Genomic DNA, 26,196 nt, shown 5'->3' with positions numbered 1-26,196 from the left:
CAGTGGCGATGTAGGCTAACGTACTAGTTCGTCCACTATGAGGGGGCTCATCGCGGTATGCGCAGGTCAATCGCGACCGTGTCGCTCAGCGGCTCACTGGCGGACAAGCTGACCGCGATCGGCGGCGCCGGCTTCGACGGGGTGGAGATCTTCGAGAACGACCTGCTCGTGAGCGGCCTGAGCCCCGAGGACGTGCGGCGTCGCGCGGCCGACCTCGGGCTCGCCGTCGAGCTGTACCAGCCGTTCCGCGACTTCGAGGCGGTGCCGCCGGACGTGCTGGCGGCCGGGCTGCGGCGGGCGGAGCACAAGTTCGCGGTGATGGAGCGGCTCGGCGTCACGCGGATGCTGGTGTGCTCGAGCGTGTCCCCGGCCGCGATCGACGACGACGCGCTCGCCGCAGGGCAACTCCGGCTTCTCGCGGAACGCGCCGCGGAACACGGGATCAGGATCGCCTACGAAGCGCTGGCCTGGGGACGGCACGTCAGCGACTATTTCCACGCCTGGAAAATCGTCCGGATGGCGGATCACCCCAATCTGGGGCTGTGCCTGGACAGCTTCCATATCCTGGCGCGCGACGTCGACCCCTACGCCATACGCACGATCCCCGGCGACAAGATTTTCTTTCTCCAGCTCGCCGACGCTCCCGCGCTGCCGATGGACGTGCTGCATTGGAGCCGCCATTACCGGTGTTTCCCCGGCCAGGGTGACCTGGATGTGGCGGGGCTCGTCGCGCATGTTCTGCGGACGGGATACGACGGCCCCTTGTCGCTGGAGGTGTTCAACGACATCTTCCGGCAGGCGGCCTCCATGCGAACGGCGCAGGACGCCATGCGCTCGCTCATCGCGCTCGAAGAGCAGGTGGGAATGCGCGCGGGCGATTCGGTGACCGGGCTGGTTTCGCCACCTCCGCCGGTCGTGCCGAGCGGGTTCGCATTCGCCGAGTTGGCCGCGCCGCACACGGGCGAACTCGGCGACCTGCTGGATGCTCTGGGGTTCGTCCGCGCGGGCACCCACGCCGGCAAGCCGGTGGAACTCTGGGAGCAGGGGACGGCCCGCGTGCTGGTGAACAGCGGGAGCGCGGAGAGCCCGGACGGTCCCGCGCTCGGTGCGATCGGGCTGGAATCGCCGGACCCGGCCGCGTCGGTCAAGCGCGCCGAGGCGCTGCTGTCCCCGGTCCTGCCGCGCATGCGAGGACCCCATGACGCTCCGCTGGACGCCGTCGCCGCGCCGGACGGGACCGAGGTGTTCTTCTGCCGGACGGCCCGTCCCGACCATCCGAGCTGGACCGACGATTTCTCCGAGAACCGGCGGAGCGCCGGCACCGCCGCCGGCGAGATCACGCATATCGACCACGTGGCGCTCACCCAGCCGTGGCATCACTTCGACGAGGCGTCGCTGTTCTACCGGAGCGTTCTCGGGCTTCGCCCTCATGAGAGCCTCGAATTGCCCGACCCGTACGGCCTCATGCGGAGCAGGGCGGTGTCCACCGAGGACGGTGCGGTGCGCGTGGCGCTCAATGTCGCCTACGTCGGCGCGCACGACGGTTCGCACGACCTGGCCTGGCAGCACGTCGCCTTCGCCAGCCGGGACATCGTGGCGACCGCGCGACGGTTCCGGGCGTCGGGGACCGAGATGCTCCCCATTCCGGCGAACTACTATGACGACCTCGAAGCCCGCTACGACCTCGGCACGGAAAGGCACCGGCTTCTCCGCGAGCTGAATCTCCTTTACGACCGGGACGGGCAGGGCGAGTTCCTGCATTTCTATACCGAGACGACCGGGCGCGTGTTCTTCGAGATCGTCCAGCGCATCGGCGGATACCGCGGCTACGGTGCCGTCAACGCGCCGGTGAGGCTGGCGGCCCAGCACGCCCGGCCGCGCCGCGGCCCGGGTTGAGCCGGGGGCCGGGGCCGTCCGGGACCACTCGTGGTCAGCGAGCGGAGGCCGGGTCCGGATCGCCATAGGATGTGTCCTCGTCCGCAACCGCCTCATGGAGTCACATGTCGTCGCAGTCCGTCACCCCCGCCTCGGGCGAGCGCCAGCGTGACGCCGACCGCACCCGCGCGGAGATCCTCGAGGTCGCGCAGCGGGAGTTCGCGCGGCACGGGTACGCCGGCGCCCGGGTGGACGAGATGGCGGCGCTCATGCGCACCACCAAGCGGATGATCTACTACTACTTCGGCGGCAAGGAGAAGCTGTACATCGCGGTGCTGGAGAAGGCCTACGGCGAGGTGCGGAAGCTGGAGGCGACCATCGACGTCCAGCACCTGGCGCCGGTGGAGGCGATCCGGACGCTGGCCGAGCTGACGTTCGACCACCACGAGGCGCATCCGGACTTCATCAAGCTCGTCAGCATCGAGAACATCCACCAGGCCGAGCATCTGCGCAAGTCGGAGGCCCTGCCGAACCTCAGCGGCCCGGTGGCGGAGCTGATCTCGCAGATCCTCGACGCCGGGCGCGCCGCCGGCGACTTCGTCGCCGAGGCGGACGCCATCGACGTCCACATGATGATCAGCTCGTTCTGCTTCTTCCGGATCGCCAACCAGCACACGTTCGGCACGCTGTTCGGCCGGGACATGACCGCTCCGGAGCACCGGGAGCGCCACCGGGAGATGATCGGGGAAATGGTCGTCGCGTACCTCACCGGCGCCGGGCGCCGGACACCCGGCGCCGATCGCTCTGCATGACCTGAGGCCGGCGGGTTACCGGCCCGCGTCGCCGAAGAATGCTTCCGCCGCCGTTCTGGCGTCCCGTATGGCGGCGCGCATGGAAGTCTCCCCGCTCGCGGCTTCGCCCACGACGCAGAACCGTTCTCCGATCGCATCGGCCAGCGACGCTGGCGGCGTCTTGGCCGGTATCACGCCGTGTGAAACGAGGACAGGCCCGAGAGCCGGGACGGATATACGGCCGGCCGGACCGTCCACCACCATGTGGTCCGCTTCAATACGACGGACGCGGTGCCGGAGCAGAACGCGCACCTTCGGGTTCTCCGTCAGCCGGGTCTCGGCGAGCATCCTCGCTCGCGGCCCGACCTCGGGGGCCAGCGCCTGCCGGTCGGTGATGACCTGCACATCGCCGCCCTGGGCGGCGATGTGGTCGGCGACGGCCATCGCGGCCTGATCGGCGCCCCAGACCGTGCATCGCTCCGGCAGCGCGCCAGGGCGGCGCAACCACTCCCTGATGTCGATGACGTGCGGACGATCGGCTCCCTCGACCTCCGGGACGCGCGCCCCTCCCCCGGTGGCGATGACGACGGCGTCGGGGCGGAGCCCGGCGACCAGGTCCGCCTCGCCCTCGACGCCGGTGCTCAAGATGACGTCCAGGCGGTCGAGTTCTTCCGCGTACCAGTCGATGATGCGGCGGTATTCGGGATTGCAGCCGAGTCCGGCGGCCAGCAGGAACTGACCGCCCAGCTCTTCTTCACGTTCGATCAGGTGGACTTTCTGCCCGTGCTCGGCGGCGACGCGGGCCGCCTCCATTCCCGCGGGCCCTCCCCCGATGACGACCACCCTTCCCGCACGTGCCCGGAGCCGCGGTGTCCGCCGGGACGGCTCGCCGATGGGCAGGCCGGCGTCCGGATTCACCGTGCAGGGGACGGGCGCGCCGCCGTGGAGACTGTCGATGCACAGGTTGCAGGCGATGCAGGGACGGAACGAGGCGCCGTCGAGGACGCGACGCGGCCATTGCGGATCGGCGTGCAGCGCGCGGGCCATGCTGACGAAGTCGGCCTTGCCGCCGGCCACGATGTCGTGCGCGACATCGGGAAGGGTGATCCTTCCGGCGACACCGACGGGCAGGCCCGGTCGCCGGTAAGGCGCGGCGTGCTCGGCCAGCAGGCCCGGGTGCCACTCCCCCGGTTGCACCATCCATTGCGGGGCCTCGTAGTTGCCGGCCGAGACGTCGATGAAATCGAGGGCACCGGCGGGAAGGGAACCGATCAGCTCGAAGGTCCGTGCCGCGTCGAGCCCTCCGGGCACGCCTTCGAAGGCGGAGATCCGAATGCCGACGGCGAGGCCCGGCGCGGCGTCCCGGACGGCCTCCATGACGAGCGCGAGGAAGCGGGCCGGCTCGCCGAACTCGTCCGATCGGAGGTTGGTCAGCGGGGAGAGGAACTGGTGCACCAGGTAGCCGTGCGCGGCGTGGACCGACAGGACGTCGACGCCGGCGTCACAGCAGCGCCTCGCGGCCGCCCCGTAGGCCTCGACGAGATCGTGGATCTCCACACGCCCCAGAGCGCGCGGCATGTCGCCGCCTGCGGGTGCGCACGGAACCGGGGACGGCGCGACGGGAGGCAGTCCGCTGACCCGGCGCTGCACCGTGCGGCCGCCGTGGTTCAGTTCGACGCCCGACTTCGCGCCATGGCGGTGCGCCGCCTCCGCCATGGCCGCGAGCCCGGGAATGTGGCGTGCCTCCGCCACTCCCATCTGACGCGGGCGCCCTTTGCCGTCGGCGCGCACATAGGCGGCCTCGCTGAAGATCAGCGCCGCGCCGCCTTCGGCGCGCGCCTCCAGATAGCGGAGATAGGCGTCCGTCAATTCGCCGTCGGCCGTGCAGTAGTTGCGCTCCATCGGAGCGCAGACGATCCGGTTCCCGAGCTCGATCGGGCCGATGGTCAAAGGCTCGAACAGTGCCGGATGGTTCACGGCGCCGGCCTGTTCCCGGCTCCGGTGAACCCGTTGAGAACTCCGGCGCGCATCAGCCCTCCTGAGCCGCTTGGGCGAGGCGGGCGCCGCCGGGCCTGCGGTAGACGAAGTCCGGCGCCGTCCCCGCGTCGCTCCCGGCATGGACGGCACGGTCGCGGACCAGATGGTGGTCGGGAGACAGGGCGCAGGCCGGGTCCGTGCGGGAGGCGTCGCCGGTCAGCGCGAACGCCTGGCACCGGCATCCGCCGAAGTCGGTCTCGCGTCGCGGGCATTCACCGCACGGCCCGCTCATCCATGCGGTCCCGCGATAGGCGTTGAACGCTTCGGACCGCTGCCAGATCCACGCCAGTGAATGGTCGCGCACATTGGGCGGCCGCAGGTCGGTCATCGCGTACGCGGCGGGGCACGGAAGCGCGGTGCCGTCGGGCGCCACGGTGATGGAACGGGCACCCCAGCCGCCCATGCACGGTTTCGGGACGCCCTCGTAGTAGTCGGGAAGGACCCAGACGAGTTCCGGACCGTCCGGCTTCGCTCGATTATCGGCCACCGTCTGCTTGGCCCGGTCGAGTTGCTCCCGGGTGGGGAGCAGGGTCTCCCGGTTGCGGAGAGCCCAGCCGTAGAACTGGGCGTTGGCCAGTTCGATGCGGTCGGCTCCCCAGCGTTCGCCCAGTTCGATGATCTGCGGCAGATGGTCGAGGTTGTGCCGGTGCAGGACGACGTTGAGCCCGAAGGGCAGCTCGGCGGCGCGAATGACTGCCGCGGCCTTTTCCTTCGCCGCAAATGACGTGCGTCCGGCGATGAGGTCGGAGTTCTCCCGGTCGGAGTCCTGCACCGAGAGCTGCACGCTGTTGAGTCCGGCGCCGGCCAGCGCGTCCAGCCGGTCGGCGGTGAGGCCGAGGCCGCTGGTGACGAGCTGGGTGTAGATACCGGCACGGTGCGCCGCCGCGACGATCTCTTCCAGGTCGGGACGCAGAAGCGGCTCGCCACCGGAGATGTGCGCCTGGACGATGCCGAGGTCGGCGGCCTCGGTGAAGACCCGCGCCCACTCGTCCGCCGCCAGTTCGGTGCTCCGGCGGACCAGTTCGAGGGGGTTCGAGCAGTACGGGCAGTGCAGGGGGCACGCGTGGGTCAGCTCGGCGAGCAGCGCCCACGGCGCGGCGGTCCCGGTCATCGCAGCCACCCCTCCGCACGGATCCTGGCGATGAAGTCGGGGACGTCCCGTTCCAGCGGGGCGTCCGGATGGTCGGCGGCGAGAGCGGCGACGATGTCCGCGATGGTGCGGCGACCGTCGCACAGGCGCAGGATGCGGCCCGCCTCCGGGCTGAGCAGGACGGCGCGCTCGGGCATCAGCAGCAGCTCCGCGCGGCGGACCCGGTCATAGCGGAGCATGACCGCGGGGACGAGTGCGGGCCGCGGCTGGTCGGTCGGCGACGTCGCCGGAACATGCTCAGTACGCATCCGCGGCTCCGGAGTTCAGGGCGATCGCGTGCTCGACGGCGTCCAGCAGGGACCAGAGCACATCGCATTTGTAGGTGAAGGCGGCCAGCACGCGTTCCTGGTCGGCGCGCGTCTCCGCCCACCGGTGCACCAGCGCGAGCGCCTCGTCCGCGTCGCGGCGGCCCTGCTGCACGCGGACCTGGAAGTAGCGCAGCCCTTCCGGCTCGATCCAGGGGTAGTGGCGTTCCCAGGCCCCGATCCTGGTGACCATCAGGTCGGGGGCGAACAGCTCGGTCAGGGACGAGGCGATCGCTTCCAGCGGGGTGCCGAGGCGGCAGAAGTTCACGTAGCCCTCCACGGCGAGGCGGACGCCGGGCAGGACGCCCTCTCCCGACAGCAGCAGCACGCGGTCCAGCCCGGCGGCTTCGCCGAGGCGCAGCCACCGCTCGATCCCGCCGGCGTCGCCCGGACCGTCCCCGTCGCCGTCGCGGCCGTCGTGGTCGTGGATGCGCCGGATCCAGCTGCGCCGCAGTTCGCGGTCGTCGAGTTTGGCGAGGATGAGGGCGTCCTTGATCGGGATGTGCCGCTGGTAGTGGAAGCGGTTCAGCACCCAGCAGCGCAGCTCCTCCGGCGTGAGCAGGCCGTCGTGCATGCGCAGGTTGAACGGGTGCCGGTGGTGGTAGCGCTCGGCGGCGATCTCGCGCAGCCGGTGCTCCAGCTCGCCGGGCGTCCAGGGCAGGGGGCGGGCGGTGCGGCGCGGGGCGCGCGCCGATGCCGTGCTCACAGTTCGATCACCAGGCCTTCCGAGGCGACCTCGATCCCCATCCCGGCGAGGGTGCGGTGGCCGTCGTGGCCGGGGTCGACGAGGGGGTTGGTGTTGTTGAGGTGGGTGTAGAGGCGCCGCGTCGCGGGGAGCGCGCGGAGCCGTTCCGCGGTGCCGTTCGGGCCGCTGATCGGCAGGTGTCCCATTTCGGTGGCGGTCCGCTCGGTGAACCCGGAACGGCGTGGTTCGTCGTCGTCCCAGAACGTCCCGTCGACGATGACGCAGTCCGCCGCGGCGAGCGCACGGTCCAGCCCCGGCGGCCAGTCGGCGACCGCCGGCGCGTACACGAGGCTCTTGCCGCTGCGCCGGTCGGTGACGTGCAGCGCCGCCGACCAGGCACCATCGCGGACGTCGAGGTCGACCGCGTAGCGGGGACGCTTGCCCGAGACTCTGACGGCCCGGATCTCCACGTCCTCGCCGCCGTCGAGGGCAACGGGCTTGTCCTCAGGGAGATCCGACCAGGTCAGCCCGGCGTACGGCGCCAAGACACGATCGAGCCGCAGTCCGCCCGCCAGCGCGTCGCGGACGGCGGCGGTGGCGATGACGTGCAGGCTCGGCGCCTCCCGCAGCCGCGGCAGGCCGAGCGTGTGGTCGAGCTCGGCGTCGGTCAGGACGACCCCGGCCACCGGGGTCTGCCGCCGGCCCGGGCCCGGCCGCAGGTCCGTGCTCGTCTCGATCTGCTCGGCGATGTCCGGTGTCGCGTTCACCACGTACCAGCGTCCGCCGGACGCCTCGATCGCTATCGAGGCGTGCAGGCGGCGCCAGGACGGGTGCGCGCGGGCGGCGGCGCATCCCTCGCATGCGCAGTTCCACTGGGGAACGCCGCCGCCCGCGGCGGTGCCGAGTATCCGCACCCTCATCGGCGTGGGATCAGATCTCGACGCCGAAGTAGGCGGTGACCTCGAGCGAGGTCTCCACCACCTGGTAGTCGGGCGTGGACCAGGAGGCGGTCCGCTGGACGGCCGCGTCCTGGGCGTCGTGGACGTCGCTGTGCGCCGTCTCGGCGTCGGGGATGTGCAGGGTCATCTCTGCTCCTTCCGTGGGGGTCTGCCGTGAGAGCCGGCAGGGGCCCGGGGCTCACCGGCCCCGGGAGTCACTGGACGACGATCTTTCCGGTGCTCTGCGGGAAGACCGGGTCGTTGTAGAAGTACTCGCCGCGCTTGGTGAAGGTGTGCTTGTAGGTCTCGCCGGGCTTGAGCCGCCCGGAGTTGAACACGTGCTCGAAGAACGACGCGGCGCCGTGCGAGTGCTCGTTGCCGGACGGGTTGACGAAGGTGACCTCGGTCCCCACCGGCACCGTCATGTTCTGCGGGGACATGGCGTTCTGCGCGACGGTGTTCTCAGCCTCGCCGGGGGCGCCGGCGGCGGAGTTCCAGATCCGGCCGAGGGTGACGGTGTTGCCCGCGTCCGCTCCCGCGACCGCCGCGGTGCGGATCTGGTTCCGCTTGGACGGCGGGGTGGGCGCGGCCGCCGGGCCGACCTTCCCGTGCAGCTTGAACGCCCACAGGTGGTCGCCCTTGGGGATGTCGGGGTAGGGCAGCCCGCTGCCCCCGGCGAACACCGCGATGTACTGCTCGCCGTCGATCTCGTAGCTGACCGGGCTGGTGTGCACGCCGGCGCCGCACTGCCAGCTCCACAGGTCGCGGCCGGTCGCGTCGTCCATCGCGTGCAGCACCCCGTCGGGGCCGCCCTGGAACATGACGCGCCCGGCCGTGGTGAGGATCCCGTTGCCGTGGGCGAGCGACCACTCGCCCTCCTTGCGCCACACGGGCTTGTTGGTGCGCGGGTCCACGGCGACGATGCCGCCGGAGAAGTACTCGCCGAGCGGGCGCGCGGTGTTGACGCGTCCGCCGTTGGTGTTGGAGTAGGAGGAGTTGATGAGCCCGTATCCGACGTAGACGAATCCGGTGTGCGGGCTGAACGACATGTACGACCAGTCCGCGCCGCCGCCGGCGCCGGGGAACAGGATGGTCGCGTCGTCCCAGAACGGCGTGAAGATCTCGCCGGTCGGATAGTAGGGGACGGGCCGGGTGCTGTCGTGGAAGCTCGGCGACTGGTGGACGAACGGCTCGCCGCCCGGGAACGGCTGCGTCGGCCAGGTCTTCTGCCGCGGCTCCTGCGGGACGGGCCGCTCGGTGATGCCGTGCACGCCCTTGCCGGTCTCGCGGTCCAGGATGTAGAACATCCCGACCTTGCTGCCGTACACCACGACCTTGCGCTTGCGGTGGCCGATCTGCACGTCGGCCAGCACCGGCGCCATGACGTTGTCGAAGTCCCAGATGTCATGGTGGACGGACTGGAAGTGCCAGCGCCGCTTCCCGGTCTTGGCGTCGATGGCGACCAGGCAGTTGGCGAACAGGTTCGTCCCGCCGCGGGTGGAGCCGTTGGTGCGGGGATAGGGGTTGCCGAACGTCCAGTAGACGAGGCCGAGCTCGGGGTCGATCGCCGGGTGGATCCAGCAGACGGCGCCGCCGGTCTTCCAGGTGTCGCCCTCCCAGGTGTCGTTGCCGTACTCGCCGGGTCCGGGCGGGCCCCAGAACGTCCAGGCGACCTCGCCCGTGCGGGCGTTGAGGGCGTAGGCGCGGCCGCGGGCGCCGGCGGTGCTGCCCTCGGTGCCGACGTAGATGAGGCCGTCGTAGTAGACGATGGCGCCGGCGAGGCCGCCGCGGTTGCCGCCGCACTGCCCTTCCTGCGGGTCGCAGTTCGGGTCGCCCTCGCCGGCGACGAGCAGCTCGCGCTGCCAGACGACGGCGCCGGTCTTCTGGTCGAGCGCGTAGACGATGTTGGAGCCGGACGTGGTGAAGACCAGTCCCTCCCCGAGCCCGACGCCGCGCATGTTGGTCTGCTGCGAGCCGACGTTGGTCTTCCACTTGACCTCGCCGGTGCGGCCGTCGACGGCGAACACGTTCTGCTGGCCGGACTGCACGTACAGCACGCCGTCCTGGGCGACGATCGTGCTCTGCTGGGAGCGGCCCGACGTGCTGCCGCCCTCCAGGTTGACGTGCCAGGCGCCGCCGAGGCTCCGGACGTTGCCGCGGTCGATCCGGCGGAGCGTGGAGTGGTTCTGGTTGCCGAGGTTTCCGCAGACCTTCGGGAAGTCGCGGCCGGTGGCGCCGAAGGCGGTCGGCTGCGGCGGGACGGGCAGGGCGAGGCGGGACGAGGCGGCGTCGGCGTTCGCCGCCGGAGTGCGCAGCGGCGTGAAGGCCACGGTGCCGCCGACGACCGCGGCCGCCCCGGTGAGGAAGTTCCGTCGGTCCATGCTCTCTCCCATTCCGCGCGGTCCACTAGACGGACCAACAAGTCCGATCAACGGACGACACGGTAAGCCGCTTCCGCCGCTCTGGCAATAGCCTGCCGCCCGAACGGCTTCCGCACATCGGTAATTTCACCAGTCATGACAAGCGAACGCGCGAGAAGTGACCCCACGGGCGATCGCCCGGGTATTGCCGACCGGAGTGCCGCATGAGATCGTTCTAGAACCTCTAGACGGTTCGATTAGTCCACTAGATGGACCAGCGAGCGAGAACGCCGGAAAGGAACCCGCCCCATGAGGAGACCCCCCACCCCCCTGCTGTCCGCCGCCGCGGCCGCCGTCGGCACCGCCGCCGTGCTGGCCGCCGCGGCGCTGACCGGCGGAACGGCCACGGCCGGCCCGCTCGCCAAGGCGAAGAGCGGCGGCGCCCAGGAACTCGGCGACCCGGTCTACGGCGTCTGCCGCGGCACGAACGCCCGCTGCTACCACGACTGGGGCAACTTCGACCCCGCCAAGGGCTACAAGGTCCTCGTCTACAGCCGCACCGCCGGCCCCCGGCACGCCAACCTCGGCCCGGCGCTCGGAGCGGGCCTGAACCCGCCGCTCAGCGACGCCAACGTGGCCCAGAAGGCCCTGGTGAAGATGGGGCAGGACAACGGGTTCGGCGTCGACTGGACCGAGGACGTGTCGCAGCTCGCCTCGCCGTCCACGCTGTTCCGCTACAACGCCGTCGTCTTCATGAGCACCACCCGCGACACCCTCGACGACGCGGCCCAGACCTCGCTGCGGCAGTACATCCGCGGCGGCGGCGGATTCGTCGGCATCCACAACGCGTTCGGCACCGAGTACAACTGGCCCTGGTACGAGGGGCTCCTCGGCGGCGCCAACTTCTACGACCACGGGCGCGCGCAGCCCGGGACCGTCCAGACCGTCGACCGCAAGGACGTCTCCACCGCGGGGCTGCCGGGCCGGTGGAACTTCAGCGACGAGTGGTACAACCTCGTCCCGTTCCCCAGCGAGGTGCGGTTCCTCGCCACCGTGGACGAGAAGACCCTCGCCGACGGCGTCGCCGGCAACATGAACCACCCGGGGCACGGCTCGTCCCACCCGGTCGCCTGGTGCCAGTACTACGACGGCGGCCGCGCCTGGCTGACCACCCTCGGGCACGACGCCAAGGCGTTCACCGACGACGGCACGGGCTTCGCCGGGGCCAAGGAGTTCCAGAGCCTGGTGGTGAACGGCATCGAGTCCGCGATGGGCATGAAGCCCTTCTGCCGCTGACCCCCGCACCTCGGGCGCGCGCGTCCTCCGCCCGCCGGCCGGCCGGGAGACCCCCGGTCGGCCGGCGGGCGGAGGACGTCCGGGCGCCGGGCGGCCGCGCCCCCACGGCGCGCGGCGCGGCCACCCGGACCGCGCCGCCACCTAGAGACCCAGGTAGATGCGCCGGACCTGGACGTCGTCGCGGAGTTCCCTGGAGGTGCCGACCATCGCGACCTCGCCGTTCTCCATGACGACGCAGTCGCTGGTCGCCTCGAACGTCAGCTTGGCGTTCTGCTCGACCAGCAGCAGGCTGAGGCCCTCCTCGCGCAGCCGCACCAGCACGGCGAGGATGTCCTCCACCAGCTTGGGCGACAGCCCCATGGACGGCTCGTCCAGCAGGATCAGCCGCGGCCGGGCCATCAGCGCCCGGCCCACGGCCAGCATCTGCTGCTGCCCGCCGGACAGCGCGCCGGCGAGCCGGGACCGCATCTCCCCCAGCACCGGGAACAGCTCGTACACCTCGGCCAGCGACCGTTTCGTCTCGGCGCCGCGCCACGGGCGGGCGTAGGCGCCGAGCATCAGGTTCTTCTCGACGGTGAGGCCGGGGAAGACGTGCCGGCCCTCGGGGACGTAGCCGATCCCGTGCCGGACGATGTCGCGCGCCTTGACCTTCGTGAGGTCCGTGTCGCCGAACGCGACGCGTCCTCCGCTGCGCGGGACCAGCCCCATCAGCGCCTTGAGCGTGGAGGTCTTGCCCGCCCCGTTCGCCCCGATGATCCCGACCGACTGGCCGGGCTTCACCGTGAACCCGATCGAGTTGACGGCGCAGACCCCGCCGTAGTGGACGGAGAGGTCCTCCACCGTCAGCGTCGCCGGCGCCGGGCCGGTGCCGGCCCCGGTCCGCTCGCCGTCCCTGGCGGTCGTGTCGGCGTTCAAGAGCTCACCTCGCTGGGGTTCGGCAGCGGCATCCCGGCCATGGCGGAGTCGCCGAGGTAGGCCTCGATCACCGCGTGGTCCGCGACGACCTCGGCGGGGGTGCCCTCGGCGATCACCGACCCGTTGGCCAGGACGGTCACCCGCTCGCACAGCGACATCACCAGGCCCATGTTGTGCTCGATGAGCACGACCGTGACGCCGCTGTCGCGGATGGACCGCACGATCTCGGCGAGCTGGCGCACCTCCTCGCCGTTGAGCCCGGCGGCGGGCTCGTCGAGCAGCAGCAGGCGCGGCTCGCCGGCCATCGCGCGGGCGATCTCGATCCGGCGCTGGATGCCGTAGGGCAGGGACCCGGGCGCCGCCGCGGCGAACTCGGTCAGCCCGAAGCGCCGGAGCAGGTCGTCGGCCCGCCGGTGCAGGCGGCGCTCCTGCCGCCAGACGCCGACGGGCCACAGCGCGTACTTCCAGATCGCGTACGTGCGGGACCGGTCGAGGGCGACCAGCAGGTTGTCCCGGACGGTCAGCTCCCCGAAGAGCCGCAGGTTCTGGAAGGTGCGGGCCAGGCCGTACCGCGAGAGCCGGTACGGCCGGGACCCGGAGACGACCTCCCCGTCCATCAGCACCCGTCCGCCGGACGGCCGGTAGAAGCCGCTGATGACGTTGAACAAGGTGGTCTTCCCCGAGCCGTTCGGCCCCACGATCCCGCGGATCTCGCCGTACCCGACCGTGAGCGACACGTCCTTCAGCGCCCTGAGCCCGCGGAACTGCTTGGCGATGTCCTTGATCTCCAGCAGGGGCCGCGATTCGCCGTCCGGCGCCTTGCCGCCTTCCCGGGAACGGTCCGCCTCGTACGGTTCGAAGGGCCGCAGGACGGACCGTTCCGCCGTCCTGCCGAGCCGACGGTCCAGCAGGGCCTTCAACCGGGTGGGAACGCCGGCGAGCCCGGTGGGCGCGAAGACCACCATGAGGACCACGACGACGCCGAAGCCGAGCTGCGCGTAGGTGGGGTAGTCGACCAGCTGCTCGCGGATCAGCGTCAGGCCGACCGCGCCGACGACGCAGCCGACGAGGCTCTGCCGGCCGCCGATCACGACCATCGCCAGCAGCAGGAACATGTTGGAAATGTTGAACGTTTCGGGCGCGATGTAGCGGATCAGCCCCGCGTACAGCACGCCGGCGAGGCCGCCGAACACGCTCGACAGCATGAACGCCGTCATCCGCAGCAGCGGGATCTCCGCGCCGACCGCGCCGGCGGCGAGCGGGTCGTCCCGCATCGCCATCAGCCTGCGGCCGAGCCCGGTGCGCACGACGAACAGCCCGAACGCCAGCGCGAGCGCGAACACCACGACTTCGAGGTAGTAGTACAGGTACTCGCTGGACAGGTCGACGCCGAACATCGGCGGGACGGGGATCGCCGAGATGCCCTCGGCACCGCCCGCGATCTTGGCGTTGGTGGTCCAGTTGATGAAGCCGAGCGCGAGCCCGAGCGTGACGATGCCGAGGTAGTGCGACTGCATCCGCAGCGCCGGGATGCCCACCAGCAGGCCGATCAGCGCGGACGCGAGCAGCGCCAGCGCCGCGGCGGGCCAGAAGCCGAAACCGTTGTGGGTGGTGAGGATCGCGGTCGCGTAGGCGCTCACCCCGAAGAAGGCGATCTGCGCCAGGTTGATCTGCCCCGCGATGCCCATGGCCAGGCCCATGCCGATCGCCAGCAGCGCGAACACGAGCGCGATGTCGACGACGTGGATGGCGTAGCTGCCGACCGTGTACGGCAGCAGCCACGCGATGAGGACGAGCACCGCGATCGTCCCGACCTTGGGCGTGTTCCGGTGCCTGAGGAGGCCGTTCATGCGCGGCTCACCGTCGTCTCGCCGAACAGGCCGGTCGGGCGGATCATGATGGCCACGGTGAAGACCAGGAACACCACCAGTTCGGAGTAGCCCTGGAAGTGGCCGGCGGCGAAGGAGTCCAGGACCCCGATGGCGAAGCCGCCGACGATGGCGCCGGGGATGTTGCCGCAGCCGCCGAGCATCGCGGCCGCGAACCCCTTGATGCCGATGGTGCCGCCCATCGTCGGGTTCACGTACAGCAGCGGGCCGACCAGCCCGCCGGCGAGCGCGGCGAGCCCGGCGCCGATGGCGAAGGCGATCGCGTTGCTGCGGCCGACGTGGATGCCGACCGCGGTGGCCGCCTCATGGTCCATCGCGACCGCCTGCATTGCGGCGCCCATCTTGGTGCGCTGCAAGAAGGCGACCAGCATGAACACCGCCACCGCGGCGATGGCCAGCACCACCAGGTCGTAGGTGCGGACGCGGAGCCCGAAGAACTCCAGCGGGGCACCGCCGACCGGGGTGCGGACGGCGCGGCCGGTCGCCCCCCAGATCAGGACGGCCACCGCCTGCAGCACCATCCCGAAACCGATCGTGCCGATCAGCATCAGGGTGAAGTCCTTGTTCTCCAGCGGGCGCAGCACCCGCTCGATGAACAGCCCGATCAGTCCGGTCACCGCGATGGCCAGGACCATGGCCAGGGCGAAGGGCAGCTTGGTCGACATGTAGAACGTGGACGCGGCGTAGGCGCCGATCATGAGCACGTCGGCGTGCGCGAAGTTGACCAGCCCCATCGTGCGGTAGACGAGGGAGAACCCCATCGCCACCAGGGCATAGATCGCGCCGAGGCTCAGTCCGCCTATCAGTGTCTGAAGGAAGACCTGCATGGTTCTCTTTCTGCGCGGCCGGCGTCGGAGCCGGCGGGGACGAGGGCGGGGCGGCCGGGCCCGGGCCCGGCCGCCGTCGGTCGTCCGGGGCGTCCGCCGGTCAGCCGTCGGCCTTGACGACGGTCCCGTTCTTCATGATCCCGATGGTGGTCGCCTTGATGCCGACCCCCGTGTCGTCGTACTGGAAGTCGCCCAGCAGCCCCTGGTACCGGACGGCGCGGATGGCGTCCGCCAGCTTCCTGCCGGTGGCGACGTTGCTGTTCTTCAGCGCGGTGAGCAGGATCGACGTGCCGTCGTAGGCCTTGGCCCCGTGCAGTTCGGCGTCCTCGCCGTAGGCGGCCTTGTAGGCGGCGGCGAACTTCTTGGACGCGTCGCTGACGTCGTTGCTGAGGTACGGCGAGCTGACGATGGTGCCCTCGACCTTCTTCACGCCCGCGGTGTCGCGGTACACGGGGGTGCCCTGCGGGGCGGCGCCGGCGAACGGCGCGTCGATGCCGAGGTCGCGGGCCTGCTTGACGATGAGGCCGGACTCGACCTCCTCGGAGCCGATGAAGACGACCTCCGGCGACTTCTGCCGGATCTTGGTGAGCTGGGCGCTGAAGTCCTTCTGGTCGGTGGTGACGGTCTCGTCGGCGACGGGCTTGACGCCGCGGTCGCTCAGCGCCTTGAGGAACGCGTCGTGCTCCCCCTTCCCGTAGGAGCCGTTGTTGCTGATCATCGCGATCTTCTTCATCTTCTTGGTGTCCACGACGTACTTGGCGAGCGTCTCGTCGTAGGTGGTGGACGTGGGCCCGTTGAGGAACAGGAACGGGCTCTTGAGCGCCACCATCCCGTTGGACTGGCCCGAGGCGATGTTCGGGATCTCCTCCTGGCGCAGGGTGGGCGCCATGGCGATGGTGACGGCGCTCTCCGCGGTGCCGATCATCGCGATGTAGTGCTGGCTGCCGATCTTGCGGGCGATGTTCGTGCCGACGGTCGGGTCGCCCTGGTCGTCGAAGACGTCCAGCTTGATGGTGCGCCCGCCGATGCCGCCGGCCTTGTTCCATTCGTCGACGGCGAGCTTGGCGCCCTTGTACTCCCACTTGCCGAGCGAGCTGAGCTGCCCGCTCTGCGCGTCGACCACGGCGATCTTGATGGGGCCGCTGCCGCCGGAGCCGGAGTCCTTCGACTCACCGGGGGCGCCGCAGGCCGCGGTCAGGCCCGCGGCGAGGACTCCGGCGGCCAGGGCGGAGACACGGAGTCGGGGGATGGTGCGCATGGATTTCACCTCGGTGGGTGGGGATGTCGGGGTGGGTGGATTCGGCTCAGGAGGTGCGCGGCGAGGGGTGGCCGCCGTCGTCGGGGAAGACACCCTGGTAGATGTCGTTGATGTTCCAGTGCCCGGGTGTGGGCACGGGCTCGTTGACCATCGGCACGTCCAGGACGGCCGGGCGGCGCGCGGTGACGGCCGCGCGCAGCGCCGGCAGCAGGGCGTCCGGTGCGGTGACGCGGTGCCCGTCGGCTCCGCACGCCTCGGCGTAGGCGGCGAAGTCGGGGCTGTAGGGGCGGCCTTCGGGGTCGCGGAACTCGCAGCCGTAGCTGGCGCCGAAGTTGGCGGCCTGCAGGTCGGCGATCGTGCCGTGGGCGCGGTTGTTCATCACCACGAAGATCACCGGCAGGCCCTGTTCCACGGCCATGGGGACGGCGGGGAACTGCGCGCTCATCCCGCCGTCGCCGACGAGCGCGACGACGACGCGGTCCGGGGCGCCGATCTGCACGCCGACCGCCGCCGCGGGGCCGAAGCCCATGGTGGACGCGCCGCCGGGCGTGATGAAGCGGCCCTCCGCGGGCAGCTCGTAGCACTGCGCGACGCCGTTCTTGTTCCAGCCGACGTCGGTGACCAGTACCGCGTCGGCGGGCAGGGCCTCGCGCAGGTCGGCGAGGATGCGCTCGGGCCGGAGCGGGAAGTCGCCGCTGCGGCCGCGCTCGCGGCTCCGTTCGAACAGCTCGGTGCGGGAGGTGCGGATCCGTTCGCGCAGCTCCGGGCGGGCGACCGGTTCGGGGTGGACGGCCAGGACGGCCCTGCCGATCGCCTGGACCGCGAGGGTCACGTCGGCGACGGCGCCGATCTCCACCGGGTAGTTCCGTCCGATCTCGGCGGCGTCGATGTCGATCTGGATGAGCCGTCCCCGCGTGTCCGCGGCGTCGGGGCCGCCCAGGTTCCAGGTGTAGCGGTCGTCCCACGAGCTGGCGTCGGTCTCGGCGAACCTGGTCGCCAGGGCGAGGACGACGTCGGCGTCGCGGGCGTAGTCGTTGGTGGTCCGCAGCCCCCAGAAGCCCGGCATGCCGAGGAGCAGCGGGTGGCCGTCGGGGACGGCGCCCTTGCCCATCAGCGAATGGACGATCGGGATGTCGAGGTGCTCGGCGAGGGAGAGGAGCGCGCGGCGCCCGGTCTCCCCGCGCAGGCCGCCGCCGAGGTAGATCAGCGGACGCTCGGCCCCGGCGAGCCGCGCCGCGATCCGCTCGGCGGTCGCCGCCGGCAGGCCGGGAAGGGACTCGTGCGCCGGAAGCGGATGGTCCGCGGGGGCGACGGGCCGGGAGAACAGGTCCATCGGGACGTTCAGCAGCACCGCGCCGGGGCGCCCCGAGGTGGCCGTCCAGAACGCGCGTTCGGTGAACCGCCCGAGGTCCTCGGCGCGGTGCACGTGCCAGGCGCGCTTGACGAAGGGCCGGTAGATCGCGGTCTGGTCGGCGTCGTTGTGGAGGTTGACCTCCTGGTGCGGGTGCCGTCCCCGGTAGTAGGACGGGACGTCCCCGGCGATGGTGATCAGCGGGACGGAGTCGAGCGCGGCGGTCGCGACGCCGGTGACGGCGTTCATCATGCCCGGCCCGACGTGGACGAGCAGCACGCCCGGCCGTCCGGACGCGCGGGCGTAGCCGTCGGCGGCGTGCGCGGCGGCCTGCTCGTGCCGGGCGATGACGAACTCGATGGGGCTGCGGCCCAGCGCGTCCAGCAGGGCGATGTTGGTGTGGCCGCAGGTCCCGAAGACGTACTCGACGCCGTAGCCTTCGAGCTGCCGGACGAGCGCCTCCGCCGCGGACACCGACACGGCGGGCTCGCTCTGGGGCTGGACGTCCACGGTCATGAGGGGGTCTCCTCGGTTCGGGGGAAGCTGCCACCGGCGGAGCCGGTGCGGGGGGTCTCCTCGGTTCGGGGGAAGCCGCCACCGGCGGAGCCGGCTCGGGGGGTGCGGGGGGTCGTCCCCCCTCGGGCGACACTGATCCAGGTCTTGCCGGCGATCTCGGCCGACCGCGCGAAGGCCTTCGGCGCCTCGTCGAGGTCGAAGCGCTCGCGCAGGACCCGGCCGGGGTGCAGGCCGTGCTCGTCGAGCAGCGCGATGGTGCGGCGGAAGTCCGCCGGGTGGTCGTAGATGAGGCAGCCGCGGACGGTCAGCCGCCGCTGCACGAGGGTGAAGGTGGAGAGCCGGGCCGGCCGCGGGCTCTGGCCGACGGCGATGAGGGAACCGCCGGGCGCGGCGCGTCCGAGCGCCTCCTCGAACGCCTCGGGCGCGCCGGACGTCTCGATCACCGCGGGGAAGGCCGTTCCGGCGGCGAGCGCGGCGGCGTCGCGGGCTCCGAGTTCGAGTGCCAGCGCGCGGCGTCCCTCGTGGGGTTCGACGATGTACGGCACTCCCCCGGCGTGCGCCACGGCCATGGAGACGAGCAGCCCTTGCGAGCCGGCGCCCACGACGAGGCATCCGTCGCCCCGGGCGAGGCCGCTCATGCGGACGGCGTTGAGCGCCACCGTGAACGGCTCGACGCACACGGCGTCGGCGTCGTCCCACGACTCGGGGACGGGCCAGGTGAACCGGGCGGGGACCGCGACGCGCTCGGCGAGCAGCCCGGGTTCGGTGATGCCGGCCGCCCGGCGGTGGTGGCATCCCGCCGTCGCACCGGTCCGGCACGCCGCACATCGCAGGCACGGGTAGTTCGGTTCGATGACGACGCGCTGCCCGGGGAACCGGTCGGCGACCTCGTCGCCGGTGGCGACGACGACGCCGAACGCCTCGTGCCCGAGCACCCACGGCAGGGCCGGCACCCGGCGGCGGCCGGAGACGACGGCCAGGTCGGAGCCGCAGAGGCCGACGCCGTGGACGGCGACGACGACGTCCCGCGGCCCGCAGGACGGCTCCGGGAGGTCGTCCACCACGGCGACGTCGTCCGGTGCGAGCAGGACGGCCGCCTTCACGCGGTGCCCCAGAGGGAGGTTCCGCGCAGCATCATCGTCTTGATGACGGTGTAGTCGTCGACCATGCAGCGGGGCGACTCGCGCCCGAAGCCGGAGTCCTTGACGCCGCCGAACGGCACGTGGTCCAGCCGGAAGTTGGACGACCCGTTCACGACGAGGCCGCCGACCTCCAGATCGCGCCACGCGGTGATGATCCGGTCCATGTCGCGGGTGAACAGGCCGGCCTGGAGGCCGTACCGGCTCTGGTTGCACTGCTCGATCGCCTGGTCCAGGTCGTCGAACGGCAGCACCGCGACGAGCGCGCCGAACACCTCCTCCCGGACGACCGAGCAGGTGGCGGGCGGGTCGGCGACGACCGTGGGCATCGCGGTGGCGCCGTCGCGCTTGCCGCCGAGCAGGACGCGGGCGCCCGCCTCGGCGGCCTCCGCGCTCCACCGCACGACGCGTTCGGCCGCGTCGTCGTCGACCATCGCGCCGACGTCGGTGCCCGGGTCCATCGGGTCGCCCACGGTCAGCGCCTCCACCTGGCCGGTGAACAGGTCGAGGAACTCCTCGAAACGGGAGCGCTGGACGTACACGCGCTGGACCGAGATGCAGCTCTGGCCGGAGTTGCTGTAGCCGGTGCGGGCGCAGATGCGGGCGGCTTCGGCGATGTCGGCGTCCTCGCACACGATCGTCGCGGCGTTGCCGCCGAGCTCCAGCACGAGGCGCTTGGCCCCGGCCGCCCTGGCCACCGCGTTCCCGGTCGCGCCGCTGCCGGTGAAGCTGATGACGGCGACCTCGTCCGCGGCGCACAGCGCGGCGCCCACGGAGCCGTCCCCGTGCAGCAGCTGGACGGCCTCGTACGGCATCCCGGCCTCGATCAGCAACGCCACGATCGCCGTGGACACGGCGGGCGCCTGGGGCGGTGCTTTGACGATCGTCGTGTTGCCCGCGGCGAACGAGGCGCCGAGCTTGTGCGCGAGCAGGTTCGCGGGCGCGTTGAACGGCGTGATGGCCAGGGCGACGCCGGCCGGGGCCCGGTAGGTGAAGGCGGTGTTGCCGGTGCCGCGCGCCCATCCGGCGACCGGCAGGTTGTCCCCGCCGATCTGCCGCGCCTCGGCGGCGCACACGGCGAACGTGTCGGCGACCCGGTCGATCTCGCCGCGCCCGTCCTTGAGCGGCTTCCCCAGTTCCAGGGCGAGCAGCCGGGCGAGGCCGTCGCGGTTCTCGGCGGCGGCGCGCGAGGCCCGCTCCAGCACCTCGGCCCGGGAGGCCGGTGCCAGCCTCGCCACCGTGCGGGCGGAAGCGTGCGCATAGTCGCGAACCGCCGCGACGTCGCCGGGGCCCGCCGCGGGAGCCTGGCTGACCGGCCTGCGCACGTACGGCCCGATGCGCTCGTTCTGCGGGCCTTCGGACGTCCACCGGCCGCCGACCAGCGCCGCCGCCTGCACCCGCTCGCCCTCGGCCGCTGCCGCGAGCACCGCTTCCAGCATCCGTTCCTCCTGATCCGCCAAGCGGACTCTTAGTGCCATCGTGCGGACTTCGAGCCAACGTACGGGGCGGCGGCGAGCGCTGACAAGGGCCCTCCGGGAGAAAGTTGGGGCCGCCATCTCTCCCGAACGCCCCGTCGTGCGCCTGCATCACCTTCCCGGGCGCTTCCTAATGTTCGAACCAGTGAGTTAGTTATAGGTGACTTGGCTCACCAGAGGAAGGGCCGGGCCGAAACTTCCCGCGATCGCCCTATAAGACCGACTGACGGTCCAACTAGACCGCTGTATGGACTGCGTGTAACGTACGAGCCGTCCCCGGCCGCGCTGGGACGGCTCCGCGCCGGCCCGCCGTTCCGCATCCGCGGCCGGACGAAGTACGCCAAGCTTTCCGGACGCCACCGCCGATATCGGGGAGATCGAGGACCAGTGAGCCCAGCGAACAAGCCCGGCGCCGAGCCGCCGTCCGACGCCCAGGGCGTCCGCAGCGTCCAGCGCGCCGTCGAGATCATGTCGCTGCTCGGCGAGGACCGTCCGGTGATCTCGATCCGCGAGATCGTCGAGGCGACCGGGCTGGCCAAGACGACGGTCATCCGGCTCGTGCAGACGCTCGAGCAGAACGGCCTGCTGTGGGCGGCGCCCAACGGCTACCTGCCCGGCCCCGGCCTCTGGCGCTGGGCCCACCTGGCCCGCAGCAGCTGGGAACTGCCCCCCGAGACCCGCAGGTTCATGCGCGACCTCGGCGCGCGCCGCCGCGAGACCGTCAACCTCTACATGCTGCGCGACATCTACCGGGTCTGCGTCGCGCAGCAGGAGAGCCCGCAGCCGCTGCGCCACGTCGTCCACATCGGCGACGAACTCCCCCTCTGGGCCGGAGCCTCGTCCAAGGCCCTCCTGCGCGACGCGCCCGACGCCCTCCTCAAGCGGATCGCCGTCAGCTCCCCCTACGGGGAGGGCCACGTCAAGCGCCTGCGCGAATGGATCGACGAGGCGGCGCACCGGGGCTGGGCCGTCAGCCACGGCGAGCGCGAGGACGGACTGTCCGCCGTCGCCGTCCCCGTCCTCGGACGGTCCGGCACGGTCGTCGCCGCGCTGTCGCTCAGCGGCCCCACCGTCCGCTTCCCCGACGACGTCGTCGAGCAGTGCGCCGCGGACCTGCGCGAGGTGGCCGCGGAGATGTCCGAACGCGGCTTCGACCACCCGCTCAGCCCCGCGCGCTGACCCGCGCACCGGGCACCCGCCGTGACCTGAAGGAGCAATGCGCATGCCCAAGCGACCGCTCAGCGGCATCCGGGTCCTCGACCTGACCAACGTGCTGGCCGGCCCGTACTGCGGCTACCAGCTGGCGCTGCTGGGAGCCGAGGTCGTCAAGATCGAGGTGCCGGGGCAGGGCGACCTCGCCCGGCACCTCGGCCCCGACGTCGACCTGAACCGGTCCGGTATCGGCGCCTCGTTCCTGGCGCAGAACGCGGGCAAGAAGTCCGTCGAGATCGACCTCAAGGACGCCTCCGACCGCGCCGACTTCGAGGACATGGTCCGCGGCGCCGACGTGCTCCTGGAGAACTTCCGCGCCGGCGTCCTCGCCCGGCTCGGCTTCGGCTGGCCCCGCCTGCGCGAGCTGAACCCCGGGCTCGTCTACTGCGCCATCTCCGGCTTCGGCCAGACCGGGCCCATGAGCCAGGCGCCCGCCTACGACCAGATCATCCAGGGCCTGTCCGGGATGATGAGCATCACCGGCACCAAGGAGACCGCCCCGCTGCGCATCGGCTTCCCCGTCTGCGACACCGTGGGCGGGCTGACCGCCGCGCTGCACATCTCCGCCGCCCTCGCGGGCCGCGCCCGCACCGGAAAAGGAACGTTCCTCGACGTCTCCATGCTGGAGTCCGCGGTCTCGGCCATGGGCTGGGCGGTCTCCAACTACCTGGTCAGCGGCGTCCCGCCGGAACCGATGGGCACCCAGAACGCCACCGCCGCCCCCTCGGGCACCTTCGAGGCCGCCGACGGCCCGCTCAACATCGCCGCCAACCGCCAGCAGCAGTTCGAGACGCTGTGCGGCCTGCTCGACCGGCCCGACCTCCTCACCGACCCGCGGTTCGCCGACCGGGAGCAGCGCAAGCTCCACCGCGACGAGCTGACCGGGGAGCTCAACCTCAGCCTGCGCCGCCGCACCGCCCGCGAGTGGGAGGAGATCCTCGGCCCGGCCGGCGTCCCCGCCGCCCGCGTCGCCACCGTCCCCCAGGCCGTCGAACTCGACCAGCTCGAACACCGCGGCTTCTTCACCGAACTCCCCTTCCCCGACGGTTCCGAGCGCGTCCTCAAGGTCGCCGGCGGCGGCGTCCTGCACGACGGCGAACCGCTGCGCCCCACCGCTCCCCCGCCCCTGCTCGGCGAGCAGAACGCCGAACGCGCCGCCCTCGCGCACCGCTGGAACGGGCAGGCCGACGGCGCCGTCACCCCATGACCGACAGTCCAGCGCAGGAGGCTCCCGTGAACGACATCGACCCGACCGGCGCCGTCGCGGCCTGGTGGTCGACCGCCATCTCCCGGATGGAACCCGGCGTCATCGAGCTGCGCGGCCGCCCCGTCCAGGACCTCATCGGCACCACCGGCCTGACGTCCATGATCTGGCTGATGCTGCGCGGCGACCTGCCCACGGCCCGCCAGGCCGCCCTCCTGGAGGCGGCCCTCGTCGCCTCCGTAGACCACGGCCCGCAGGCCCCGTCCATCGCCATCGCCCGCATGGCCGCCACCTGCGGCGTCGGCCTCAACAACGCCGTCGCCAGCGCCGTCAACACCCTCGGCGACGGGCACGGCGGAGCGGGCGAGCAATGCGTCCAGCTCCTGGACGACGTCCTCGAACGCGAAGCGGCCGGCCTGGACCTGCGCACGGCGGCCGAGCAGGCCATCGCGGCGTGGCCCCGCTACCTGCCCGGCTTCGGCCACCGCTTCCACCCCCGCGACCCCCGCCGCGACCCGCTCCTCGCCCTCGTCCGGGACGCCGTCCGCGACGGTGTCGTGCCCGGTGACCACCTCCGCGCCGGCGAGTCGGTGGAAACCCTCCTCGCCGAGGGACGGGACAGGCCCGTCCCGATGAACATCGACGGAGCGACCGCCATCATCTACGCCGAACTGGGCTTTGCGGCTCCCCTGGCGCGCGGCCTGTTCGTCCTCAGCCGCAGCATCGGGATCCTCGCCCATGCCTGGGAGGAGACCCAGAGCGGCCAACGCAACAAGGGCCCCATCCCCCGCGCCATCCTCCCCGCCCACCACGCCTGAGGAGTGGCGCGTGGTGTTCCGCCCCCGCGGCCGGAACACCACGCGCCGCGGTCACTGGAAGGCGGAGGTGCCGGTGAGGGCGCGGCCGATGACCAGGGAGTGGACCTCGGACGTGCCTTCGTAGGTGAGCACCGATTCCAGGTTGGCGGCGTGGCGGATCACCGGGTACTCCAGGGTGATGCCGTTGGCGCCCAGCAGGGTGCGGCAGGTGCGGGCGATCTCGATGGCCTCGCGGACGTTGTTCAGCTTGCCGACGCTGACCTGTTCGGGGGTGATCGTGCCGGCCTCCTTGAGGCGGCCGAGATGAATCGCCAGCAGCAGGCCCTTGCCGGCCTCCAGGGCCATGTCGGCGAGCTTCTGCTGGGTGAGCTGGTAGGAGGCGAGCGGCCGGTCGAACACCTGGCGCTGGCCGACGTAGTCGATCGCGGTCTCCAGGCAGTCCAGGGCGGCGCCGATGGCGCCGAACACGATGCCGAAGCGCGCCTCGTTCAGGCAGCTGAGCGGCCCGGACAGGCCGCGCGCCTGCGGGAGCATCGCCTCGGCGGGCAGCCGCACCTCGTCCAGGACGAGTTCGCTGGTGACGCTGGCGCGCAGGGACAGCTTGCGGTCGATGTCGCGGGTCTGGAAGCCGGGCGTGCCGGCCGGGACCAGGAAGCCGCGGACGCCGTCGTCGGTGCGGGCCCACACGACCGCGATGTCGGCGATCGATCCGTTGGTGATCCACATCTTGGTGCCGGTCAGGATCCAGTCGGAGCCGTCGCGGCGGGCGCGGGTGCGCATGCCGGCGGGGTCGGATCCGAAGTCGGGCTCGGTGAGGCCGAAGCAGCCGATCGCCTCGCCGCGCGCCATCGCGGGCAGCCACCGCTGCTTCTGCTCCTCGCTGCCGTGCTTCCAGATCGCGAACATCGCGAGGGAGCCCTGCACCGACACCAGGCTGCGCAGCCCGGAGTCGGCGCCCTCCAACTCCAGGCACGCCAGCCCGTAGGAGACCGCGCCCATCCCGGCGCAGCCGTAGCCCTCCAGGTGCATGCCCAGCACGCCGAGGGAGCCGAGCCGCCGGGCCAGCTCCCGTGCCGGGAGGTGGCCCTCGTCGAACCATTCGGGCAGGTGCGGGCGCAGTTCGGTGTCGCAGAACCGGCGGACGGTCGCGCGGATCTCGCGTTCCTCGTCGCTGAGGAGCCCGTCGATGCCGAACAGGGCGGTGGGGTGCACGGACTGGTGGCGCGGTGAAGTCGTCATGCCCGGCAGTCTACAATTGGATCCAATATCCAGATCTGGGGAGGGGTGCGCATGGGCAGCGGGGCGCTGGAGGGGCTGCTGGTCGCCGATTTCAGCCGGGTGCTCGCCGGGCCGTACGCCACGATGCTGGCCTGCCCGGTTACGACCTCATCGCCCAGGCCGCCGGCGGGCTGATGAGCGTCACCGGCGAGCCCGGCGGCGAAGGCACCAAGGCCGGCGTCGCGCTCGTCGACGTCGTCACCGGCCTGCACGCCGCCACCGGCGTCCTCGCCGCGCTCCGGCACCGCGACCGCACCGGCGAGGGCCAGCACGTGGAGGTGTCACTGCTGTCATCGCTGCTGTCGGCGCTGACGAACCAGGCGTCCGCCTACGTCGCCGCCGGAGCGGTGCCCAAGGCGATGGGCAACCGCCACCCCAGCATCGTCCCCTACGAGGTCTTCCCCGCCGCCGACCGCGCCATCGTGATCGCCGCCGGCAACGACCGCCAGTACCGCGCCCTGTGCACCGTTCTCGGCCGCGAAGACCTGGCCGCCGATCCCCGCTACGCCACCAACACCGACCGCGTCGCCAACCGCGAAGCCCTCGTCGAAGCGCTCTCGGAGACGCTGCGGACCCGGACCGCCGACGAATGGTTCACGGCCATCTCCGACGCCGGCGTGCCGTGCGGACCCATCAACGACCTGGCCGAGGCGTTCGACCTCGGCACCCGGCTCGGCCTCGCACCCGCCGTGCGGGTGGACGACCCGCGCCGGGACCGCCCCGCCGACCTGGTCACCAACCCGATCCGGCTCACCGCGACCCCGCCCGCCTACCGGCTCGCCCCACCGCGCCTCGGCGAGGACGACACCTGGGTCCGCGAGATATTGGACCGATGACGCATGACCCCCCTGCCCACGCTTCCGGCGATCTTCGGCCT

Annotated in this window: 23 protein-coding genes; 8 read left to right on the top strand and 15 right to left on the bottom strand. The window is 71.8% G+C overall.

All coding sequences use genetic code 11. The features are described 5' to 3' along the window. The first annotated feature begins 57 nt into the window (after window positions 1-57). Entirely contained in the window at window positions 58-1,896 is a 1,839-nt protein-coding gene (locus ACA514_RS13385) for a bifunctional sugar phosphate isomerase/epimerase/4-hydroxyphenylpyruvate dioxygenase family protein (protein ID WP_375041406.1), read from the top strand. A 104-nt stretch (window positions 1,897-2,000) separates the two neighbouring features. Continuing rightward, entirely contained in the window at window positions 2,001-2,687 is a 687-nt protein-coding gene (locus ACA514_RS13380) for a TetR/AcrR family transcriptional regulator (RefSeq protein WP_375041405.1), read from the top strand. Window positions 2,688-2,702: 15 nt separating this feature from the next. Here the strand turns inward: ACA514_RS13380 and ACA514_RS13375 are convergent, their stop codons facing one another. From ACA514_RS13375 to ACA514_RS13345, 7 genes are all read right to left on the bottom strand, one after another. Further along, window positions 2,703-4,643 carry an FAD-dependent oxidoreductase gene (locus ACA514_RS13375; RefSeq protein ID WP_375041404.1) on the bottom strand — a complete coding sequence of 647 codons (1,941 nt, stop codon included), beginning with the start codon at window positions 4,641-4,643 and terminating at the stop codon, window positions 2,703-2,705. Between the two features lie 52 nt (window positions 4,644-4,695). After that, the gene (gene pqqE / locus ACA514_RS13370; RefSeq protein ID WP_375041403.1) at window positions 4,696-5,814 is read right to left on the bottom strand and encodes a pyrroloquinoline quinone biosynthesis protein PqqE; all 1,119 of its coding nucleotides are present in this window, start codon (window positions 5,812-5,814) and stop codon (window positions 4,696-4,698) included. Beyond that, window positions 5,811-6,101 carry a pyrroloquinoline quinone biosynthesis peptide chaperone PqqD gene (pqqD, locus tag ACA514_RS13365; RefSeq protein ID WP_375041402.1) on the bottom strand — a complete coding sequence of 97 codons (291 nt, stop codon included), beginning with the start codon at window positions 6,099-6,101 and terminating at the stop codon, window positions 5,811-5,813. Before pqqD ends, pqqE begins: the two co-directional genes overlap by 4 nt. Continuing rightward, complete coding sequence (gene pqqC, locus ACA514_RS13360) at window positions 6,091-6,864, bottom strand: pyrroloquinoline-quinone synthase PqqC (RefSeq protein WP_375041401.1); 774 nt, start codon at window positions 6,862-6,864, stop codon at window positions 6,091-6,093. The genes pqqD and pqqC overlap by 11 nt, the downstream gene beginning before the upstream one ends. Further along, entirely contained in the window at window positions 6,861-7,763 is a 903-nt protein-coding gene (gene pqqB / locus ACA514_RS13355) for a pyrroloquinoline quinone biosynthesis protein PqqB (protein WP_375041400.1), read from the bottom strand. Before pqqB ends, pqqC begins: the two co-directional genes overlap by 4 nt. A gap of 10 nt (window positions 7,764-7,773) precedes the next feature. Then, the gene (gene pqqA / locus ACA514_RS13350) at window positions 7,774-7,929 is read right to left on the bottom strand and encodes a pyrroloquinoline quinone precursor peptide PqqA (RefSeq protein ID WP_375041399.1); all 156 of its coding nucleotides are present in this window, start codon (window positions 7,927-7,929) and stop codon (window positions 7,774-7,776) included. A gap of 67 nt (window positions 7,930-7,996) precedes the next feature. Then, window positions 7,997-10,162 (bottom strand): PQQ-binding-like beta-propeller repeat protein, encoded by a 2,166-nt coding sequence (locus ACA514_RS13345; protein ID WP_375041398.1) that lies wholly within the window; start codon window positions 10,160-10,162, stop codon window positions 7,997-7,999. 288 nt (window positions 10,163-10,450) lie between these two features. Here ACA514_RS13345 and ACA514_RS13340 point away from each other — a divergent pair, with 288 nt between their 5' ends. Next, a complete protein-coding gene (locus ACA514_RS13340) occupies window positions 10,451-11,437 on the top strand; it encodes a ThuA domain-containing protein (protein ID WP_375041397.1) in 987 nt (328 codons plus the stop codon). Window positions 11,438-11,578: 141 nt separating this feature from the next. Here the strand turns inward: ACA514_RS13340 and ACA514_RS13335 are convergent, their stop codons facing one another. The 7 genes from ACA514_RS13335 to ACA514_RS13305 form a co-directional block, all read right to left on the bottom strand. Next, on the bottom strand, window positions 11,579-12,352 hold the full coding sequence (locus ACA514_RS13335) for an ABC transporter ATP-binding protein (protein ID WP_375041396.1): 774 nt from the start codon (window positions 12,350-12,352) through the stop codon (window positions 11,579-11,581). Next, window positions 12,349-14,202 (bottom strand): ATP-binding cassette domain-containing protein, encoded by a 1,854-nt coding sequence (locus tag ACA514_RS13330; protein ID WP_375041395.1) that lies wholly within the window; start codon window positions 14,200-14,202, stop codon window positions 12,349-12,351. Before ACA514_RS13330 ends, ACA514_RS13335 begins: the two co-directional genes overlap by 4 nt. Continuing rightward, a complete protein-coding gene (locus ACA514_RS13325; protein ID WP_344260268.1) occupies window positions 14,199-15,068 on the bottom strand; it encodes a branched-chain amino acid ABC transporter permease in 870 nt (289 codons plus the stop codon). The genes ACA514_RS13330 and ACA514_RS13325 overlap by 4 nt, the downstream gene beginning before the upstream one ends. A 100-nt stretch (window positions 15,069-15,168) precedes the next feature. Beyond that, window positions 15,169-16,326, bottom strand: a complete 1,158-nt coding sequence (locus tag ACA514_RS13320) for an ABC transporter substrate-binding protein (protein ID WP_375041394.1) — start codon at window positions 16,324-16,326, stop codon at window positions 15,169-15,171. Window positions 16,327-16,372: 46 nt separating this feature from the next. After that, window positions 16,373-18,193, bottom strand: coding sequence for a thiamine pyrophosphate-binding protein (locus ACA514_RS13315; RefSeq protein WP_375041393.1), 1,821 nt, complete (start codon window positions 18,191-18,193; stop codon window positions 16,373-16,375). Further along, window positions 18,190-19,296 (bottom strand): zinc-binding dehydrogenase, encoded by a 1,107-nt coding sequence (locus ACA514_RS13310; RefSeq protein ID WP_375041392.1) that lies wholly within the window; start codon window positions 19,294-19,296, stop codon window positions 18,190-18,192. The genes ACA514_RS13315 and ACA514_RS13310 overlap by 4 nt, the downstream gene beginning before the upstream one ends. Then, a complete protein-coding gene (locus ACA514_RS13305) occupies window positions 19,293-20,771 on the bottom strand; it encodes an aldehyde dehydrogenase family protein (protein WP_375041391.1) in 1,479 nt (492 codons plus the stop codon). Before ACA514_RS13305 ends, ACA514_RS13310 begins: the two co-directional genes overlap by 4 nt. Before the next feature lie 423 nt (window positions 20,772-21,194). Here ACA514_RS13305 and ACA514_RS13300 point away from each other — a divergent pair, with 423 nt between their 5' ends. The 3 genes from ACA514_RS13300 to ACA514_RS13290 are packed head-to-tail and all read left to right on the top strand — an operon-like array spanning window position 21,195 to window position 24,041. Next, the gene (locus ACA514_RS13300) at window positions 21,195-21,986 is read left to right on the top strand and encodes an IclR family transcriptional regulator (RefSeq protein WP_375041390.1); all 792 of its coding nucleotides are present in this window, start codon (window positions 21,195-21,197) and stop codon (window positions 21,984-21,986) included. A gap of 43 nt (window positions 21,987-22,029) precedes the next feature. Continuing rightward, on the top strand, window positions 22,030-23,226 hold the full coding sequence (locus ACA514_RS13295) for a CaiB/BaiF CoA transferase family protein (protein WP_375041389.1): 1,197 nt from the start codon (window positions 22,030-22,032) through the stop codon (window positions 23,224-23,226). Between the two features lie 26 nt (window positions 23,227-23,252). Then, window positions 23,253-24,041 carry a citryl-CoA lyase gene (locus tag ACA514_RS13290; RefSeq protein WP_375041388.1) on the top strand — a complete coding sequence of 263 codons (789 nt, stop codon included), beginning with the start codon at window positions 23,253-23,255 and terminating at the stop codon, window positions 24,039-24,041. Window positions 24,042-24,092: 51 nt separating this feature from the next. Here ACA514_RS13290 and ACA514_RS13285 read toward each other — a convergent pair whose 3' ends face one another. Further along, a complete protein-coding gene (locus ACA514_RS13285; protein WP_375041387.1) occupies window positions 24,093-25,280 on the bottom strand; it encodes an acyl-CoA dehydrogenase family protein in 1,188 nt (395 codons plus the stop codon). Window positions 25,281-25,331: 51 nt separating this feature from the next. On the opposite strand from ACA514_RS13285, the gene ACA514_RS13280 reads away from it, so the two are divergent. Next, entirely contained in the window at window positions 25,332-25,454 is a 123-nt protein-coding gene (locus ACA514_RS13280; RefSeq protein ID WP_375041386.1) for a hypothetical protein, read from the top strand. Beyond that, the gene (locus tag ACA514_RS13275; protein WP_375041385.1) at window positions 25,454-26,155 is read left to right on the top strand and encodes a CaiB/BaiF CoA transferase family protein; all 702 of its coding nucleotides are present in this window, start codon (window positions 25,454-25,456) and stop codon (window positions 26,153-26,155) included. The genes ACA514_RS13280 and ACA514_RS13275 overlap by 1 nt, the downstream gene beginning before the upstream one ends. The last annotated feature ends 41 nt before the right edge of the window (window positions 26,156-26,196 follow it).

This window comes from Actinomadura sp. NTSP31 (assembly GCF_041951385.1).
GTDB classification, from domain to species: Bacteria; Actinomycetota; Actinomycetes; order Streptosporangiales; family Streptosporangiaceae; genus Spirillospora; species Spirillospora napierensis.
The sequence above is the reverse complement of the archived record's forward strand: the minus strand, read 5'-3'. Positions and strand labels throughout refer to the sequence as shown.

Bases quoted from the DNA above. Each gene is read 5' to 3' on its own strand.
- ACA514_RS13385 (WP_375041406.1), top strand. From the start codon at position 58: ATGCGCAGGTCAATCGCGACCGTGTCGCTCAGCGGCTCACTGGCGGAC.
- ACA514_RS13380 (WP_375041405.1), top strand. From the start codon at position 2,001: ATGTCGTCGCAGTCCGTCACCCCCGCCTCGGGCGAGCGCCAGCGTGAC.
- pqqE (WP_375041403.1), bottom strand. From the start codon at position 5,814: ATGACCGGGACCGCCGCGCCGTGGGCGCTGCTCGCCGAGCTGACCCAC.
- pqqD (WP_375041402.1), bottom strand. From the start codon at position 6,101: ATGCGTACTGAGCATGTTCCGGCGACGTCGCCGACCGACCAGCCGCGG.
- pqqB (WP_375041400.1), bottom strand. From the start codon at position 7,763: ATGAGGGTGCGGATACTCGGCACCGCCGCGGGCGGCGGCGTTCCCCAG.
- pqqA (WP_375041399.1), bottom strand. From the start codon at position 7,929: ATGACCCTGCACATCCCCGACGCCGAGACGGCGCACAGCGACGTCCAC.
- ACA514_RS13345 (WP_375041398.1), bottom strand. From the start codon at position 10,162: ATGGACCGACGGAACTTCCTCACCGGGGCGGCCGCGGTCGTCGGCGGC.
- ACA514_RS13340 (WP_375041397.1), top strand. From the start codon at position 10,451: ATGAGGAGACCCCCCACCCCCCTGCTGTCCGCCGCCGCGGCCGCCGTC.
- ACA514_RS13330 (WP_375041395.1), bottom strand. From the start codon at position 14,202: ATGAACGGCCTCCTCAGGCACCGGAACACGCCCAAGGTCGGGACGATC.
- ACA514_RS13325 (WP_344260268.1), bottom strand. From the start codon at position 15,068: ATGCAGGTCTTCCTTCAGACACTGATAGGCGGACTGAGCCTCGGCGCG.
- ACA514_RS13320 (WP_375041394.1), bottom strand. From the start codon at position 16,326: ATGCGCACCATCCCCCGACTCCGTGTCTCCGCCCTGGCCGCCGGAGTC.
- ACA514_RS13315 (WP_375041393.1), bottom strand. From the start codon at position 18,193: ATGACCGTGGACGTCCAGCCCCAGAGCGAGCCCGCCGTGTCGGTGTCC.
- ACA514_RS13305 (WP_375041391.1), bottom strand. From the start codon at position 20,771: ATGCTGGAAGCGGTGCTCGCGGCAGCGGCCGAGGGCGAGCGGGTGCAG.
- ACA514_RS13295 (WP_375041389.1), top strand. From the start codon at position 22,030: ATGCCCAAGCGACCGCTCAGCGGCATCCGGGTCCTCGACCTGACCAAC.
- ACA514_RS13285 (WP_375041387.1), bottom strand. From the start codon at position 25,280: ATGACGACTTCACCGCGCCACCAGTCCGTGCACCCCACCGCCCTGTTC.
- ACA514_RS13280 (WP_375041386.1), top strand. From the start codon at position 25,332: ATGGGCAGCGGGGCGCTGGAGGGGCTGCTGGTCGCCGATTTCAGCCGG.
- ACA514_RS13275 (WP_375041385.1), top strand. From the start codon at position 25,454: ATGAGCGTCACCGGCGAGCCCGGCGGCGAAGGCACCAAGGCCGGCGTC.